This is a genomic window from Amycolatopsis panacis, assembly GCF_003600245.1.
Taxonomy (GTDB): Bacteria; Actinomycetota; Actinomycetes; order Mycobacteriales; family Pseudonocardiaceae; genus Amycolatopsis; species Amycolatopsis sulphurea.
In genome coordinates, this window is the sequence record NZ_QZFV01000087.1 from 99,079 (window position 1) to 114,045 (window position 14,967).

15 protein-coding genes and 1 pseudogene are annotated in these 14,967 nt (G+C 69.6%); 13 read left to right on the forward strand and 3 right to left on the reverse strand.

All coding sequences use genetic code 11. The features are described 5' to 3' along the window. Positions 1-108: 108 nt before the first annotated feature. The 3 genes and pseudogenes from D5S19_RS17190 to D5S19_RS17200 form a co-directional block, all read left to right on the forward strand. Positions 109-1,296, forward strand: coding sequence for an MFS transporter (locus D5S19_RS17190; RefSeq protein ID WP_120024350.1), 1,188 nt, complete (start codon positions 109-111; stop codon positions 1,294-1,296). A gap of 112 nt (positions 1,297-1,408) precedes the next feature. After that, positions 1,409-4,006 (forward strand): ATP-dependent chaperone ClpB, encoded by a 2,598-nt coding sequence (gene clpB, locus D5S19_RS17195; protein WP_120024351.1) that lies wholly within the window; start codon positions 1,409-1,411, stop codon positions 4,004-4,006. A gap of 325 nt (positions 4,007-4,331) precedes the next feature. Continuing rightward, positions 4,332-4,986: pseudogene (locus D5S19_RS17200) on the forward strand (hypothetical protein); the annotation flags it as partial. A gap of 332 nt (positions 4,987-5,318) precedes the next feature. On the opposite strand, the gene D5S19_RS17205 reads toward D5S19_RS17200, so the two are convergent. Next, positions 5,319-5,924: a hypothetical protein gene (locus tag D5S19_RS17205; protein WP_120024353.1), complete on the reverse strand. Its 606-nt coding sequence runs from the start codon at positions 5,922-5,924 to the stop codon at positions 5,319-5,321. 300 nt (positions 5,925-6,224) lie between these two features. Between D5S19_RS17205 and pyrE the strand changes: the two genes are divergently transcribed. From pyrE to D5S19_RS17250, 9 genes are all read left to right on the forward strand, one after another. Then, the gene (gene pyrE / locus D5S19_RS17210; RefSeq protein WP_120024354.1) at positions 6,225-6,788 is read left to right on the forward strand and encodes an orotate phosphoribosyltransferase; all 564 of its coding nucleotides are present in this window, start codon (positions 6,225-6,227) and stop codon (positions 6,786-6,788) included. 68 nt (positions 6,789-6,856) lie between these two features. Beyond that, the gene (locus D5S19_RS17215) at positions 6,857-7,438 is read left to right on the forward strand and encodes an RNA polymerase sigma factor (protein ID WP_120024355.1); all 582 of its coding nucleotides are present in this window, start codon (positions 6,857-6,859) and stop codon (positions 7,436-7,438) included. After that, entirely contained in the window at positions 7,429-8,001 is a 573-nt protein-coding gene (locus D5S19_RS17220; RefSeq protein WP_120024356.1) for an Asp23/Gls24 family envelope stress response protein, read from the forward strand. The genes D5S19_RS17215 and D5S19_RS17220 overlap by 10 nt, the downstream gene beginning before the upstream one ends. After that, positions 7,998-8,366, forward strand: a complete 369-nt coding sequence (locus D5S19_RS17225; protein WP_120024357.1) for an Asp23/Gls24 family envelope stress response protein — start codon at positions 7,998-8,000, stop codon at positions 8,364-8,366. Before D5S19_RS17220 ends, D5S19_RS17225 begins: the two co-directional genes overlap by 4 nt. After that, complete coding sequence (locus D5S19_RS17230; RefSeq protein ID WP_120024358.1) at positions 8,363-8,668, forward strand: hypothetical protein; 306 nt, start codon at positions 8,363-8,365, stop codon at positions 8,666-8,668. Before D5S19_RS17225 ends, D5S19_RS17230 begins: the two co-directional genes overlap by 4 nt. Positions 8,669-8,771: 103 nt before the next feature. Further along, entirely contained in the window at positions 8,772-9,215 is a 444-nt protein-coding gene (locus D5S19_RS17235; protein WP_120024445.1) for an Asp23/Gls24 family envelope stress response protein, read from the forward strand. 225 nt (positions 9,216-9,440) lie between these two features. Next, positions 9,441-9,839 carry a DUF2784 domain-containing protein gene (locus D5S19_RS17240; protein ID WP_120024446.1) on the forward strand — a complete coding sequence of 133 codons (399 nt, stop codon included), beginning with the start codon at positions 9,441-9,443 and terminating at the stop codon, positions 9,837-9,839. 16 nt (positions 9,840-9,855) lie between these two features. Then, positions 9,856-10,515, forward strand: coding sequence for a TrmH family RNA methyltransferase (locus D5S19_RS17245; protein ID WP_120024359.1), 660 nt, complete (start codon positions 9,856-9,858; stop codon positions 10,513-10,515). Between the two features lie 121 nt (positions 10,516-10,636). Beyond that, entirely contained in the window at positions 10,637-11,578 is a 942-nt protein-coding gene (locus D5S19_RS17250) for a glycoside hydrolase family 76 protein (protein WP_120024447.1), read from the forward strand. 159 nt (positions 11,579-11,737) lie between these two features. On the opposite strand, the gene D5S19_RS17255 is transcribed toward D5S19_RS17250, so the two are convergent. Next, positions 11,738-12,604 carry a LacI family DNA-binding transcriptional regulator gene (locus D5S19_RS17255; protein WP_120024448.1) on the reverse strand — a complete coding sequence of 289 codons (867 nt, stop codon included), beginning with the start codon at positions 12,602-12,604 and terminating at the stop codon, positions 11,738-11,740. 168 nt (positions 12,605-12,772) lie between these two features. Next, positions 12,773-13,801: a LacI family DNA-binding transcriptional regulator gene (locus D5S19_RS17260; RefSeq protein ID WP_120024360.1), complete on the reverse strand. Its 1,029-nt coding sequence runs from the start codon at positions 13,799-13,801 to the stop codon at positions 12,773-12,775. Between the two features lie 128 nt (positions 13,802-13,929). Here D5S19_RS17260 and D5S19_RS17265 point away from each other — a divergent pair, with 128 nt between their 5' ends. Beyond that, positions 13,930-14,949: a substrate-binding domain-containing protein gene (locus tag D5S19_RS17265; RefSeq protein ID WP_120024361.1), complete on the forward strand. Its 1,020-nt coding sequence runs from the start codon at positions 13,930-13,932 to the stop codon at positions 14,947-14,949. Positions 14,950-14,967 lie beyond the last annotated feature (18 nt).

Genomic DNA, 14,967 nt, shown 5'->3' on the forward strand with positions numbered 1-14,967 from the left:
CGTGACCTGTCTCGGGCAACGCGCTCTACTCGGAGTGGTTCTTGGTCATTTCGCGATGTCTCCTTCCGGACCTGACTTGATGGCCAGCGGCGGCGGTAACGTCGATTTGTGACGCGGAGCCGGGTCGCGCTGCTCGGGGCGATGGGGATCGACAACTTCGGATCCGGTCTCTTTTTGCCGCTCGTACTGGTTTATGCGTCCCGCGTGATCGGCGTTCCACTTGTCGCGGTGGGCACAGCTATCACGGTGGGGACTACCGCGGGGTTGCTGGTGCCACCGTTGGCCGGCCGGCTGATAGACCACGCCGGGCCGCGCGTCGGAGTACTCAGTGCTCAACTGATGCAGGCGGCCGGTGCCACCGTCTACCTCTTCGCGCACGGCGTCGGTGGGGTCGTTGTCGCGTCGGTACTGCTGGGGGCAGGGCAGCAGCTCTTCCACAGTTGCCTGTACGCCCTTATCGCCGAGGTTGCCGGCGACGTGCCGAAGGACCGTCCATTCGCTGAAGTCGGAATGGCGCGCGCTGGCGGCTTTGGGCTCGGTGGGCTGACTTCGTCCGGTTTACTGACTTGGTTTGACGACTGTGGCTACCGCATCGCGCTCATAGCAGACGTCGGCACCTTCTTGGTTGCAGCGGGCATTGTTGTGACGTTTGTTCGCCCGGCTCGCCGCGTCGTGCGGATTGTGCGCCGCTGTCCGGGAGTGCTGCGCAACCGGCCATACCTCGCGTTGATCCTCTTAACCGGGATGTTCGGACTGTCGCTGGACTTCTTCCTCATCGGCACCCCGGTGTTCATTCTCGACCGGCTGCACGCCCCGCAGTGGCTGCCCGGCGCGATTCTGCTTCTCCTGACGGTCCTCACCAGCTTCGGCGGCACGGTGGCGTTACGGCTGACGCGGCAGCTCAGCCGGATTGACGCGATGCGCGCCGGCTCTGCGCTCTTCGCCGCGTGGTGCGCAGTCAGCCTCGGTGTGCTTCTCGTGCCGCGAAGCTGGCAAGTGCCGTACATGTTGATCGCGACGCTCGTGTACGCGGCAGGTGATCTGGTCTTCGGCCCACGGTGCGGTGCGCTCGCTGAAGCCGCGGCGCCTCCCGAAGCGAAGGGCCGTTACCTGGCGGCGTTCCAGTACGCGTTCACGATGGCGCAAGTGCTCGCCCCGGCCGTCGTTTCGTTGTTTTCTGTGTCCATTTGGCTACCCTGGGTGCTGGTCGGTGTCTGCTCTTGCCTCGCCGTGCTGGGGCTGGGCAGGCTGGGACCGAGGTTGCCGACGAGGGCTGTGAGCCCGATTCAGAGTTGAGCGGAACAGACTCAAGTTTGCTGACGTTATACCTGTCGGACGGCCTTGGTCAGGCTGTTCACCTGCACTTTCCACCGAAACATGAGACTTCCACCGACGCATGAGGTGAGGGATGGACGCTTTCAACCCGACCACGAAGACCCAGCAGGCGATCTCGTCCGCGGCGCAGGCGGCCACCGTGGCCGGCAATCCGCACGTATCGGCCGCCCATCTGCTGGGTGCCCTGCTGGCGCAGGGCGAGGGCACGACCGCGCCGCTGCTGACCGCGGTCGGGGCCGACCCGGAAACGGTGCACAAGGACCTTGAGCCGATCATCCAGGCGCTGCCCTCGGCGACCGGCGCGACCGTGTCGACGCCGCAGTTCGACGCGCCCGCGGTCAAGTCGCTCACGCAGGCGCAGAAGCTGGCCACCGAACTGGGTGACGAGTACGTCTCGACCGAGCATCTGCTCGTCGGCCTGGCCACCGAGGGTGCCCAGGTCGCGGACCTGCTGAAGCGCCACGGTGCCACCCCGGACGCGTTGCGCGAGGCGTTCGCCAAGGTGCGCGGCTCCGCGCGGGTCAGCAGCCCGGATCCGGAGAGCACGTTCAAGGCGCTGGAGAAGTACGGCGTCGACCTGACCGAGCGCGCCCGAGCGGGTGAACTCGACCCGGTGATCGGCCGGGACACCGAGATCCGGCGTGTGGTGCAGGTGCTTTCCCGTCGTACCAAGAACAATCCGGTGCTGATCGGCGAGCCGGGGGTCGGCAAGACAGCCATTGTCGAGGGTCTCGCCCAGCGGATCGTCACCGGGGATGTGCCGGAATCGTTGCGCGGCAAGCGCGTGGTCGCCCTCGACCTCGGGTCGATGGTGGCCGGCGCGAAGTACCGCGGCGAGTTCGAAGAGCGGCTGAAGGCCGTGCTCAAGGAGATCACCGACTCCGCGGGCGAAGTCGTCACGTTCATCGACGAGCTGCACACCATCGTCGGCGCCGGTGCGGGCGGTGAGGGTGCGATGGACGCGGGCAACATGATCAAGCCGATGCTCGCCCGCGGTGAGCTGCGGATGGTCGGCGCGACCACGCTCGACGAGTACCGCCAGCACATCGAGAAGGACCCGGCACTGGAGCGCCGGTTCCAGCAGGTGCTGGTCGGCGAGCCGTCGCCGGAGGACACCATCGCGATCCTGCGCGGGCTCAAGGAGCGCTACGAGGTGCACCACGGGGTCCGGATCACCGACGCCGCGCTGGTGGCCGCCGCGACGCTGTCGGACCGCTACATCACCGCGCGATTCCTCCCGGACAAGGCGATCGACCTGGTCGACGAGGCCGCGTCGAAGATCCGCATGGAGATCGACTCGCGGCCGGTGGAGATCGACGAGGTCGAGCGGGCCGTGCGGCGCATGGAGATCGAGGAGATGGCACTGTCCAAAGAGGACGACGCCGCCTCCCTGGAGCGGCTGAGCGCGCTGCGGGCCGAGCTGGCCGAGAAGCGTGAGGAACTCACCGCGCTGACCGCCCGCTGGCAGAACGAGAAGGGCTCGATCGAGACCGTCCGTGAGCTGAAGGAGCAGCTGGAGCAGCTCCGTGGCGAATCGGAACGCGCCGAGCGCGACGGCGACCTCGGCAAGGCCGCCGAGCTGCGTTACGGCCGGATCCCGGTGCTGGAGAAGGAGTTCGAGGCCGCCATGGCCGCGAACGAGGCGAGCAAGCAGAACGTGATGCTGAAGGAAGAGGTGGGCAGCGACGACGTCGCGGACGTGGTCTCCGCCTGGACCGGCATTCCCGCCGGGCGCCTGCTGGAGGGCGAGACGGGCAAGCTGCTGCGGATGGAGGAGGAGCTGAACCGCCGCGTCATCGGGCAGGACCAGGCGGTGCAGGTGGTCTCGGACGCGGTGCGGCGGGCGCGGGCCGGCGTGGCCGACCCGGACCGGCCGACCGGCTCGTTCCTGTTCCTCGGCCCGACCGGCGTCGGCAAGACCGAGCTGGCGAAGGCGCTGGCGGAGTTCCTGTTCGACGACGAGCGCGCGATGCAGCGGATCGACATGAGCGAGTACTCCGAGAAGCACTCGGTCGCCCGGCTGGTCGGTGCTCCCCCGGGTTACGTCGGCTACGACCAGGGCGGCCAGCTGACCGAGGCCGTGCGGCGCCGTCCCTACACGGTGGTGCTGCTGGATGAGGTCGAGAAGGCTCACCCGGACGTGTTCGACGTGCTGCTGCAGGTACTCGACGACGGCCGGTTGACCGACGGGCAGGGCCGGACGGTGGACTTCCGCAACACCATCCTGATCCTGACCTCGAACCTCGGCTCGCAGGCGATCGCCGACCCGGCGCTGGACGAGACACAGCGTCGCGACGCGGTGCTGGACGTCGTGCAGCGGCAGTTCAAGCCGGAGTTCCTGAACCGGCTGGACGACATCGTGGTGTTCCACGCGCTCGGCACCGAGCAGCTGACGTCCATTGTGGACATTCAGGTGGCCCGGCTCGCCAAGCGGCTCGCCCAGCGCAGGCTGAACCTGGACGTCACCGAGGCGGCCCGCGAATGGCTGGCGCTCAACGGCTTCGACCCGATCTACGGGGCTCGCCCGCTGCGTCGCCTCGTGCAGTCCGCGATCGGGGACCAGCTCGCGAAGCAACTGCTGTCCGGCGAGGTCCGCGACGGCGACACGGTCCGGGTGGACACCCCGGACATGGACGCCGGGGACACGCTCACCGTGTCCCGCGTCGATTGAGGCCGGTGGGCCGGTCACTGTGACCGGCCCACCGTCTTCTCGGGGGTCGGAGCTACTTCGTTTACCGAACGGACTTCATGGGAGACCTCGCCGGACCGGGACGACGGCGAAAAGCCCTCCCCCAGGTCCTCCTCGGATGACAGTAAGCATCGCTGACCAGCACGTCCGACCCCGATGGCTGTCACCTGATCCGGGGACAGCCGGCCAAACTCGGCTCGATTAACCGATTTATCGACCCAAAATTCGGCGATGGCCCGAAAAAGGGGCGCGCCGACACGGTGCGCGCGTTCCGGGGTAGGGGCCCGGCAGCGATACCCTGATCGGCGTGGGTATCTCGGCGTGGATCTGGTTCGTCATCGCCGCCGTCGCGCTGGTGGCGGGGCTTGGGCTGCTCTTTGCGGACCGGGCCAAGGAAGGCTCGCGCAACCGTGAGCGGCAGCGCTGGGCCCAGCTGCGCGGATGGCAGTTCGTGGAGGAGGACGACCGGCTGCCCCAGCAGTGGTCCGGCGGCGCGATCGGCTACTTCGGCGCGGACGCCGCGGTGAACGTCGTGGCCGGGTCCACCTTCACCTCCGACGGCCGCCGCCCGGTGTTCATCTTCGACATCGAGTCCGAGGGGCAGATCCCGGCCGTGGTAGTCGCCGTACGCTGCAACAAGACGCATCGCGTGCCGGTGGAGATGTGGCTGTCCAGCGTGCCCTTCCAGCGCGAGAACATGCCCGAGATGCTCGGCCCGATCGGCCAGCGCTACGCCTTCGCCGACGACACCGAGGGCGCCCGCCAGGTGATCACCCAGGACCTGGTCGACGCCGCGGACCAGCTCGGCGGCGACGTCGGCGTCGCCTGGCTGGAGCAGGAGTGGGTGCTGGCCAGCGTGGTGCCCGGCGCCGGCCCGTCCCGCCTCGAACGGCTGCTGCGCGACCTCGGCGAGATCGCGGACATCGTGGACCCGTTTGACGAGGACTACGACAGCAACCGCACCTGGACCCCGGCTGCCGGCATGCCGACGGTCCCTTCGGCCACCCCGGACCAGCGCACCCAGACCCTCGACCCGCGCGCCGGAACACCGGCCCCGCGCACCCAGGTCTTCGACCCCTCCGGCACCGGGGAATCCCACCCGCGCGCGATCACTCACGCCACTTCCCCGGCGGACACGCAGGTCACCACCCCGGTCCAGGCTCAGACCGCGGCCGACGTCCGGGATGCCGAGCCGCCGGCTCCTCCGCAGCCGCGCTCCCCGTTCGGCGATCCCGGCGAGTCCGGGCCGGTGCCTGCGCCACAGCCGGAGAAGAACGAAGAGCCCTGATCGGCCTCAGGCCGGCCCGACTGTGGCCCGGGAGACTCCCCAGTCGTCGTCCAGCAACCGATGTCCGGGCTGGGACTGCGTCGGCACCGGGTCGGGTGCGGTGTCGACCCAGGTGCTGGCCAGCTCGTCGAGGGTGAACTGGCCGCGGAAGGACCGCGGTAGCTCAGCTGCCGCGAGCAGGCCGAGGTCGCCGGAGACGAACTGCCGGTCCGTGGGCAGGTCGAGGGTCCCGGTGAACCGGCCGGTGACAGGCTCGGCCGCAGCGAGGACATCGCGCAGGTCGCCGGTGAACCGGCCGGTGTCCGTGGTGCGGGCGGCGGTCCGGGCCGGGTGCGGGCCATCGCCGCTGAACGGCCGGGTGCCGAGGCGCGGCCGGTGGGTCGCGGAGGGATCCTGGTACAACTGCTCGCCTAGGTACATCTCGTGGGTCACCGACTGGTCGTACATTCTGGGGGCCTGGTCGAAGCTGCTTTGCGGCAGGTCGAGCGGTATCCCCGTGCGGGACGGCTCCGCCCAGACGGTGGCCGTGCCGACCACCAGCAGGGCCAGCGGGGCAGCACCGACGGCGACCCGTGGCAGGCAGCCGGGCATCCGCTTGGTGTGCTTGCCCATGCGCGGGACCCTACTTCGCGATCATGCAGGTGTGCCGGGCGGGCGGCGAGGTTCACCCACTTGACCGCCGACGTAGTGCTCACCGGACCGGGACCTGTCCGAAGTAGACGGATGGGCCAGCTGCCTCCAGTGCTGTGAAGGGACCCTTCACGGTCTCAGCGTCCGTGAAGGGTCCCTTCACAGCCGTTGCCGTCGATCCGCGCGACATTACCGGACACGCCCGGTGACCGCCGTCTCGCTCGGTGAATGACTTGCACCGATGGGGGAGGCGCCGCGACGGCGTGTGTAAGACTCTCGGCCGTGGCGTATCCCGCGTTGGACCGAACTGCGAAGCTCGAACTGGCCAGGCTGATCACCGAACTGGCCGTGGTGCACGGCAAAGTGACGCTGGCTTCCGGCAAAGAAGCTGATTACTACATCGATCTCCGGCGCGCGACGCTGCACCACGCCGCCGCTCCGCTGATCGGCAAGCTGCTGCGGCAACTGACCGCGGACTGGGACTACGTCGCGGCCGGCGGGCTCACCCTCGGCGCTGACCCGGTCGCGCTCGCGATGTTGCATTCCGCGGCGGCCGACGGTGTCGTGCTCGACGCCTTCGTGGTCCGCAAGGCCGTGAAGGAACACGGCATGCAGCGGCAGATCGAAGGCGTCGAGGTACGCGGGCAGCGCGTGCTGGCGGTCGAGGACACCTCGACCACGGGCGGCAGCGTGCTGACCGCGGTCACCGCGCTGCGCGAGGCCGGTGCCGAGGTCGTCGGCGTGGCGACTGTGGTCGACCGGGACACCGGCGCTCGCGAAGCGATCGAAAAAGAGGGTCTCGAATACCGCTACCTGCTGAGCAAGGACGACCTCGGGCTCAGCTGATTCGCCCCGGTGGCGGTGATCACCGACAATGCGTGCGTGACGAACTCCCTCCTCGCGGTGTCCCCCTGATGGAAGGGGGCGCCGTGACCACGATCCATGCGGAGCCCGGCACGCCGCTCGACGACGCAACCCTCGTCGGCCGCGCGCGTGACGGTGATGTGCGGGCTTACGAACAGCTCGTGCTCCGCTACCAGGGGCAGATGTTCCGGCTCGCGGTGAAGATGCTGCATCACCGCGGGGACGCCGAGGATGTCGTGCAGGAGGTCTTCCTCGGTGCGTGGCGCAAGCTGGAGCAGCTCAGCGACGACCATTCGTTCGTGGGCTGGCTCTACCGGAGCACCACCAACCGCTGCCTGAACGTGATCCGGGCGCGCCGTCCGCAGGCCGACGTCGACCTGGAGCTCGCCGAGTCCCCGCGCCGCGACGCCCGTCCGGAGCATGCCGCGCAGATCAGCAGTCAGCTGGCCGCGCTCAACGAGGCGTTGCGAGGGCTGACCGCGCAGCAGCGGGCCTGCTGGTTGCTGCGTGAAGTGCACGGCCGCTCGTACGACGAGATCGGCGAGATCGTCGGTGCGAACCCCACGGCGGTCCGGGGGCGGATCGCCCGGGCCCGTGCGCAGCTGGCGGAGGAGATGAAGCCGTGGCGGTGAACCAGGATTACGAACTGCCCTGTGGCCGGGAGCTGGAGACGGTCTGGGGCAGGCTCGACGAGGTCGGCACGGATCACGCTGACGAGCACGAACTGACCTGCGTGCACTGCCGCACCGCGCGCGAGAGCCTGCTCGCCCTGCGGGCGGCGACCGACGAGCTGATCACCGAACCCGATCCGCCGCCGCCGGACCTGTTCGGGCGGATCATGTCCGCGGTCCGCGCGGAGGTGCGTCGCGGCCAGATGGTCGACCTGGGCACGCCGGAGCCCGGCGGCGTCGAGATCAGCGAACAGGCGGTGGCGGTGGTCCTGCGCTACGCCGCGGATTCCGCCGGCGATGTGCGGGCGCGCCGGGTACGCGTGCGAACGGTCGGCGTCGACAACGGCGGGGCCAGCAGAGTCGAAGTGGAACTCACCCTTTCGATCCGGCTCGGGAACGACGACGGCGGTGAGTCGTTGGCCCGGGTGCGGGAGCTGGTCACCGCGGCCGCGGCCGCGCGGGTCGGGCTGTCGCTGGAGAAGCTGGACCTGCTGGTGGAAGACGTGTACGAGGACGGCGAATGACAGTCGAGGCCGAGTACGTGATCGCCGATCCGGTGGTCGCGAGTGTCGCCGCGCGGGCGGCGATCGAGACCACCGGGGTGGTGCGTCTCGAACCCGGGCTGCGGGGGCTGGTCACGGCCTGGACCCGGGCGGCGCGGCAGCGCTGGAAAGGGCTTCAGCCGGCGCCGTCCGACGGCGTGCGCGTGCGGACCGCCGAAGGCAGGCGGACCGTGCAGCTCGATTTGGTCGCCTCCGGTGCCGACCAGGCCGCCGCGGTGGGCCGCGCGGTGCAGCGGGCGGTCGCCCGCCGGGTCGCCGAGCAGACGGGGGTGTCCGTGGACGCGGTCACGGTGTCCATTTTGGACATCGAAGCGGGTGACCGGTGACCGCGACCGCGGCGAGAGCGACGGCCGGGAAGATCGCCGAGGCCGTGGCCAGGCTCGAAGGACTGCGCCCGGCGACCGTCATCGCGCCGGAGATCGGCTGGCTGCCGGTGGATTTGTCCGGTGGCGCCGTGGACCTGAGCCCGGAGCTGGTCGAGGTCCGGGTGATCGCCACCCGGCTGCCGCTGCCGCCGCTGCTGGCGCAGGCGGAGAAGTCGGTGCGGCACGTGCTGGCCGGCACGGAGTGGGCGCGGGCGCGGCTGCGCCTGGTGGTCACCGATCTCGACGGGGCCGCGTTCGCCTGATCCGGACGTCACACGATCGGGTCGTGACGATCTTCGCCGGGTGGTGTCGACCCGGCAACGGGGCAAGAACACGTGGTACGCCACCGAAACCGAGGGAGCACCGATGACCGCCTCCAAGTCCGAGAACACCGAGCTGACCACCCGCCCGGACGCCGGGCCGCTCGTCACCTCGCAGGGCACGACGAGCATCGCCGACGTGGTCGTGCAGAAGATCGCCGGCCTCGCCACCCGCGAGGTCTCCGGGGTGTACGACCTCGGTGGTGGCGCCGCCCGCGCGTTCGGCGCGCTGCGCGATCGCATCCCCGGTGCCTCGGCCAGCGCGGGACAGGGCGTCGCGGTGGAGGTCGGCGAGAAACAGGCGGCGGTCGACCTGCAGATCGTGGTCGAGTACGGGGTGCCGATCGCCGAGCTGGCCCGTCAGGTGCGGCGCAACGTGATCGGGTCGATCGAGCAGATGACCGCCCTGGAGGTGGTCGAGGTGAACATCAACGTGGGCGACGTGCACCTGCCCGACGACGAGGAACCGCAGGCCGACCGCGTGCAGTGACTCCGCGCGTGCCCGGGGCCCGCAGGTCCGGCCCCGGGCCGCATCCGCGGGTGCGCAGAATGCCCGCCTCCGGACACCGGAAGATCGCCCGCGAGTCACGTTCGGATCACCGCTTGGTGTCTGGTTGCTTCGGTAGGTCGAACATCACACCACCTCCCTGATTTTCCCTCGGCGGTGTCGCTGATCCGGAGTAACGTCGCTGGTGGGGACCGGGAGGAGGTGGCCGTGAACGTTACGGTCGCGCACGTGCTGGCGGATGTGACGGTGGCTGTGCACATCCTCGCGCTGCTGTTCATCGGCCTAGGCGGATTCCTTGCCTGGCGCTGGCCGAAGGTCGTGTTCGTGCACGTGTTCTTCGCGGTCTGGGGCGTGCTGGTGAACGTCACACCGCTGGCTTGCCCGCTCACCGCGCTGGAGGACTTCTTCCGGCATCAGCAGGGGCTCGGCGATCTGCCCGGCGGATTCAACGCCTACTACCTCTACGGCACGGTGATCCCGCGTTCCGCGCTGCCCGCGGTGATCTTCGTGGCGATCGGCCTGCTGGTGTTCTCCTACGTCGGCGCCTATCACCGCTGGCGCCACCGCGACCAGGGCACTCCGGCGCACGAGCTGCGCGTCGGGTGAGCGAGAATCGTCGTCCGTGACGACGGAACCGCACGAGCCCGGACCGACCGAATGGGGTGCCCGCGAGGAGGTGGGTGTCGGGCCGTGGCCGGGTGACTGGCCGCAGGACCCGCGCTACGACCCCGAGCTGCTGGCCGGTGGCGACCGCCGCAACGTGGTCGATGCCTACCGGTACTGGCGTCGTGAGGCCATCGTGTCCGACGTGGACACCCGGCGGCATCCGTTCCACGTGGCGATCGAGAATTTCCAGCACGATCACAACATCGGCACTGTCGTCCGCACGGCGAACGCCTTCGCCGCGGCCGAGGTGCACATCGTCGGTCGTCGCCGCTGGAACCGGCGCGGCGCCATGGTCACCGACCGCTACCAGCACTTACGCCATCACGAGGACGTCGCGGGCCTGCTGGAATTCGCCGCGGGAGCCGGGTTGTCCGTGGTCGCGGTCGACAACACCCCCGGTGCCGAACCGCTCGAAACGGCCGAGTTGCCGCGTGCGTGCGTGCTGCTGTTCGGGCAGGAGGGGCCGGGGCTGTCCGAGGCCGCGCAGGCGAGCGCCGTGCAGGTGGTGTCGATCGCGCAGTTCGGCACCACGCGCTCGATCAACGCCGGGGTGGCCGCCGGAATCGTGATGCACTCCTGGATCCGCCGGCACGCGGACCTGTCACAAGCTTGGTGAATCTACCGATCCCCGGCGGTACGGGGGCAGAATCGGTGGGGTGGACACCTCCGACCCCGCCGCCCGAGCGGCGGCCGCCGAACATGCGGTGCGTACCCGGCACCTCCGCCGGGTGTGGGCGATGCCGGGTACGGCGCTCGGCCGAAGCGGCTGGCCGCCCAGCTTCGGGCAGCGGCTGCACTGGCACTGGAACTACTGGTGGCAAGCACATCTGCTGGACTGCCTGGTGGATGCGCAACTACGAGCCCCCGTCCCAGGCCGGGCTCAGGTGATCGACCGGTTCGTCCGATCCGTGCACCGGCGCAACTTCGGCACCTGGGTGAACGAATATTACGACGACGTCGCCTGGCTCGGCCTTGCCCTGCAACGAGTCCGCGCCCTGAAACTATCCACAGTGGACGATGCACTGACCGCGATCGACGCCCGCCTGCACGAGGGCTGGACCGGCGATCTCGGCGGCGGCATCTGGTGGCGGCGCGGAGATCGGTTCAAGAACGCTCCCTCGAACGGCCCCGCGGCGATCTTCCACGCCCGGCAAGGTGATGCGACCCGCGCCCGCGCGCTGACACTGTGGCTCACCGCGACACTCGTGGACCCGGACACCGGGCTGGTCTGGGATGGTATCCGGGCGGATTCCGGCGAGCTGGTGAAGAACATCTACACCTACTGTCAAGGGGTTTACCTCGGCGCGTGCCTTGAACAGTCCGAAATGGATAGTGCCGCCCGCACCGTCCGCGCCGTATCCGCCCATCTTGCCCCGGACGGTGTGCTGCTCGGCCAGGGTGGCGGGGATGGTGGGCTGTTCGCCGCGATCCTGGCTCGGTACTTGGCCCTCGCTGTCCCCCAGCTGCCCGATCCGGAGTCCGGCCTTGCGCGCCGGATTGTGCTCGCCTCGGCGGATGCGTGCTGGCAGGGTGCGGTGGCTGTGCCCGGTGGCCCGCTGTTCAGTGCGGAATGGTCACGTCCTGTGCCGCCGTTGCCGCTTGGTGCTGTGCCGGAACGGGATTTGTCCGTCCAAACTGGAGCGTGGATGCTGCTGGAGGCCGCGGCCACGTTGCGCTGAGGCCTGACTCGCCCGCAGTGCCTGCCGCCGGCCTGCCACTTGTCACCGGAGGCGCCGTGAAGGGTCCCTTCACAGCCTCTGGGTCCGTGAAGGGACCCTTCACGGACTGCAGGGCGGCAGCAGACCGCTGGAACCGCCACCGTGCCGGAGGACAAACCCTCAGCAGCCGCAGGAAGCACGATGCAGGAACCGCGGAGCCAGCCGGACCGCTTCCGGCCGGCGCTCCGGTTCCTTGCAGCGTTCGACGAGCAGCTGGATCGCGCGGCGGCCCATTTCCGAGATCGGCTGGGCCATCGTGGTGACGCCGGGGGAGACCGTTCGGGCCCAGTCCATGTCGCCGTAGCCGACCATGGCGAGTTCCGCCCCGATGCGGATGCCGCGGCGGTGTGCCTCCCACTGGGCGCCGATCAGCATCGACTCGCCGGCCACCACGATCGCGGTGGGCGAGGGCCAGCCTTCCAGCAGCGCCGCGGTGGCGCGGGCGGCGCCGCCCGCCGAGGACATGCCGGAGGTGACCAGGTCCGGGTTGTAGCGCAAGCCTGCCCGCTCCAGGCCGAGCCGGTAGCCGAGGGTGCGTTCCTCGGTCACCGTGGCACCGGCCTCGCCGGTGATCAGCGCGATCCGCCGGTGCCGCCGCTCGGCGAGGTGCTCGACGAGCGTGGCGGTGGCCTGAATGTTCTCGGAACCGACCTGGTCCACGTCGTTGCGCCCGGCGATCCGGTCCACCAGCACGGTCGGCACGCCCATCCGCACGAGCCCGTTGACCACCGCATCATCACCCGGCGCCGGAACCAGCAGCACCCCGTCCACCCGATCGGCCCGCAACGCCCGCACGACGGCGGCCTCCTCGCGCACCGAATCGGCGGTGTCGGCCAGCAGCAGATCGCACCCCGCGCGCGCCGCGGCACCGCGAATGGCGCGCAACAGCCGATCGTTGTAGGGGTTGGCATGGCGCCCCAGAGCGACCCCGAACCGGTACGTGACCGGCGGGTCCCAGGCCGGAGCCACCGGCGCCAGAGCGGTCATCATCCAGGCCCTCGTCCTCGTTCTTACCCAAGGCTAGCCAGTCCGTATCCGCCTTTCCCGTCTGGACGGGTATCCGAGGCCATCAAGTCCGCAGAATCACCGAAGTGAGTGAATTTCCTGGCCGCAAAGCAACCTAGCGTGTGCGTGGTGGCGAAGCTGTTCGTCGGGTCACTCCGGCGCCGGGCAGCCGCATGACTCCCGATGCCGCAGTGTCGGCGGCAGCCGCACCGTTTCCGCCGGTCGGGCCGGGTCGGCGAGACGGGCCATCAGCAGCTGGACGGCGCGCCGTCCGATCGCCTCGATCGGCTGGGCCATGGTGGTCAGCGGCGGGTCCACGAACTCCGCCCACTCCACGTCGTCGTAGACCACGACCGCCAGGTCCACGCCGAGGCGCAGGCCACGGCGGCGGGCTTCGTGCAGGGTGCCGACCATCATGCTGTCGTTCCCGACCACCAGCGCGGTCGGCGGTTCCGGCAGGGCGAGCAGGGTGCTCAGGGCCAGGCTGCCGCCGTCGCGGGAGGACTGGCCGCAGGCGACCAGTTCCGGGTTCCAGGGCAGGCCGGCCCGGCCGAGGCCGAGCCGATAGCCCAGCACCCGTTCGTCGCTGGTGGTCAGGCCGGGGGCGCCGGAGATCATGCCGATCCGGCGGTGCCCCAGCGACGCCAGGTGCGCGGTCAGCGCCGAGGTCGCCTGGATGCTCTCCGCGCCGACCTGATCCACGTCGGTACGGGTGGTGAGCCGGTCGATCAGCACGATCGGCACGTCCAGCGACACGAGTTCGCCGATCAGCGGGCCGGTGCCGGCCGCGGGGGTCATCAGCAGCCCGTCCACCCGGCGGGAGCGCAACGCCCGGATCACCTCGCGTTCGGTGGCCGCCGTGTCGTGGGTGTCCGCCAGCAGCACGGTGTAGCCGTTCGCCGAGGCCTCCCCCTCGATCGCCTGCATGAGCCCGGCGAAGTAGGGGTTCGCCACCAGCGAGACGGCCATGCCGATCGACCGGGTGCCCCCGGTGACCAGTGAACGCGCGATGGCGTCGCCGGTGTAGCCGGTCGACTCGATCGCGCTCAGCACGGCGGCCTTCGTGCTCTCGGCGACCGCGCGGGTGCCGTTGACGACATGCGAAACCGTCGTGATGGACACCCCGGCCATCTCCGCGATGTCCCGCTGAGTCGGCCGTGCCGAACGCGGTCGTGGCATGTCAATCCTTTCTATCTTTTCCCCAGAGACGGGCAAGCGTTTGCGCAAACGCTTGCGTCGCGGCCCGAGTCTTGTCTACCTTCCGGTCCATCGGCAAGTTCGCACCTCGATCCGGAGGGCCAACCTTCATGAGGCAGCGGGGTCTCACCGCGCTCGCACTGGCGGCCGCTGTCGCGGTCGCCGGCGTCGGCTGCACGGCCGAGCGTCACTGGGGCGGCAGCAGCGCCAAGGCAGGCAGCGGCCAGGCCAAGGTCGGCCTGGTCACCAAGACCGACACCAACCCATACTTCGTCGAGTTGCGCAATTCGGCAGCCGCGGCGGCGAAGGCGAACGGCGCCGAGTTCAGCGCGCTGGCCGGTCAGTTCGACGGCGACAACGACGGCCAGGTCCGGGCCATCGAGAACCTGATGCAGCAGGGCGTGAACACCATCCTGATCACGCCCAGTTCGTCCACCGGGGTGCTCAAGGCGATCAAGGACGCCCGCGACGCCGGGGTCCTGGTGATCGCGCTGGACACGGCCACCGATCCGCCCGACGCGGTCGATGCCACCTTCGCCACGGACAACTTCGCCGCCGGCGAGCAGCAGGGCGCGTACGTCAGGGCGGCGCTGGCCGGTGCCGATCCGAAGCTGCTGATGGTCGACGGCACCGCGGGCGCCTCCGTGGATACCCAGCGGCACGGCGGGTTCCTCAAGGGCATCGGGCTCAAGGACGGCGCACCGGAGATCAAGGGGCGTACAAACGCCAACGGTGACCAGAGCCTCGCCCAGCAGGGCATGGAGAACCTGCTGCAGCGCACCACCGATCTCAACGCGGTGTATTCGATGAACGAGCCGATGGGCCGCGGTGCCAATGCCGCGCTCAAGGCCCGTGGGCTCACCGGTCAGCTCGTGATCGGTTCGATCGACGGCGGTTGTGAGGGTGTGCAGAACGTGCATGACGGCCGGTTGGCGGTCACCGTGATGCAGTTCCCGCGGAAGATGGCCGAACAGGGCGTACTCGCCGCGGTCGACTACGCCAGGACCGGGAAGAAGCCGACCGGGTTCGTGAACACCGGCTCGACCACGATCACCGACAAGCCGATGCCGGGTGTGCCCAGCAAGGACACCGCTTGGGGTCTGGAGAACTGCTGGGGAGGCACCAAGTGACCACCGCCGACGTATTTC

Excerpts from the sequence above, each read along its gene's own strand:
- D5S19_RS17255 (WP_120024448.1), bottom strand. The coding sequence starts at position 12,604 with ATGACCGCTCTGGCGCCGGTGGCTCCGGCCTGGGACCCGCCGGTCACG.
- D5S19_RS17225 (WP_120024357.1), top strand. The coding sequence starts at position 7,998 with ATGACAGTCGAGGCCGAGTACGTGATCGCCGATCCGGTGGTCGCGAGT.
- D5S19_RS17215 (WP_120024355.1), top strand. The coding sequence starts at position 6,857 with ATGGAAGGGGGCGCCGTGACCACGATCCATGCGGAGCCCGGCACGCCG.
- D5S19_RS17265 (WP_120024361.1), top strand. The coding sequence starts at position 13,930 with ATGAGGCAGCGGGGTCTCACCGCGCTCGCACTGGCGGCCGCTGTCGCG.
- clpB (WP_120024351.1), top strand. The coding sequence starts at position 1,409 with ATGGACGCTTTCAACCCGACCACGAAGACCCAGCAGGCGATCTCGTCC.
- D5S19_RS17205 (WP_120024353.1), bottom strand. The coding sequence starts at position 5,924 with ATGGGCAAGCACACCAAGCGGATGCCCGGCTGCCTGCCACGGGTCGCC.
- D5S19_RS17250 (WP_120024447.1), top strand. The coding sequence starts at position 10,637 with ATGCCGGGTACGGCGCTCGGCCGAAGCGGCTGGCCGCCCAGCTTCGGG.
- D5S19_RS17235 (WP_120024445.1), top strand. The coding sequence starts at position 8,772 with ATGACCGCCTCCAAGTCCGAGAACACCGAGCTGACCACCCGCCCGGAC.
- D5S19_RS17260 (WP_120024360.1), bottom strand. The coding sequence starts at position 13,801 with ATGCCACGACCGCGTTCGGCACGGCCGACTCAGCGGGACATCGCGGAG.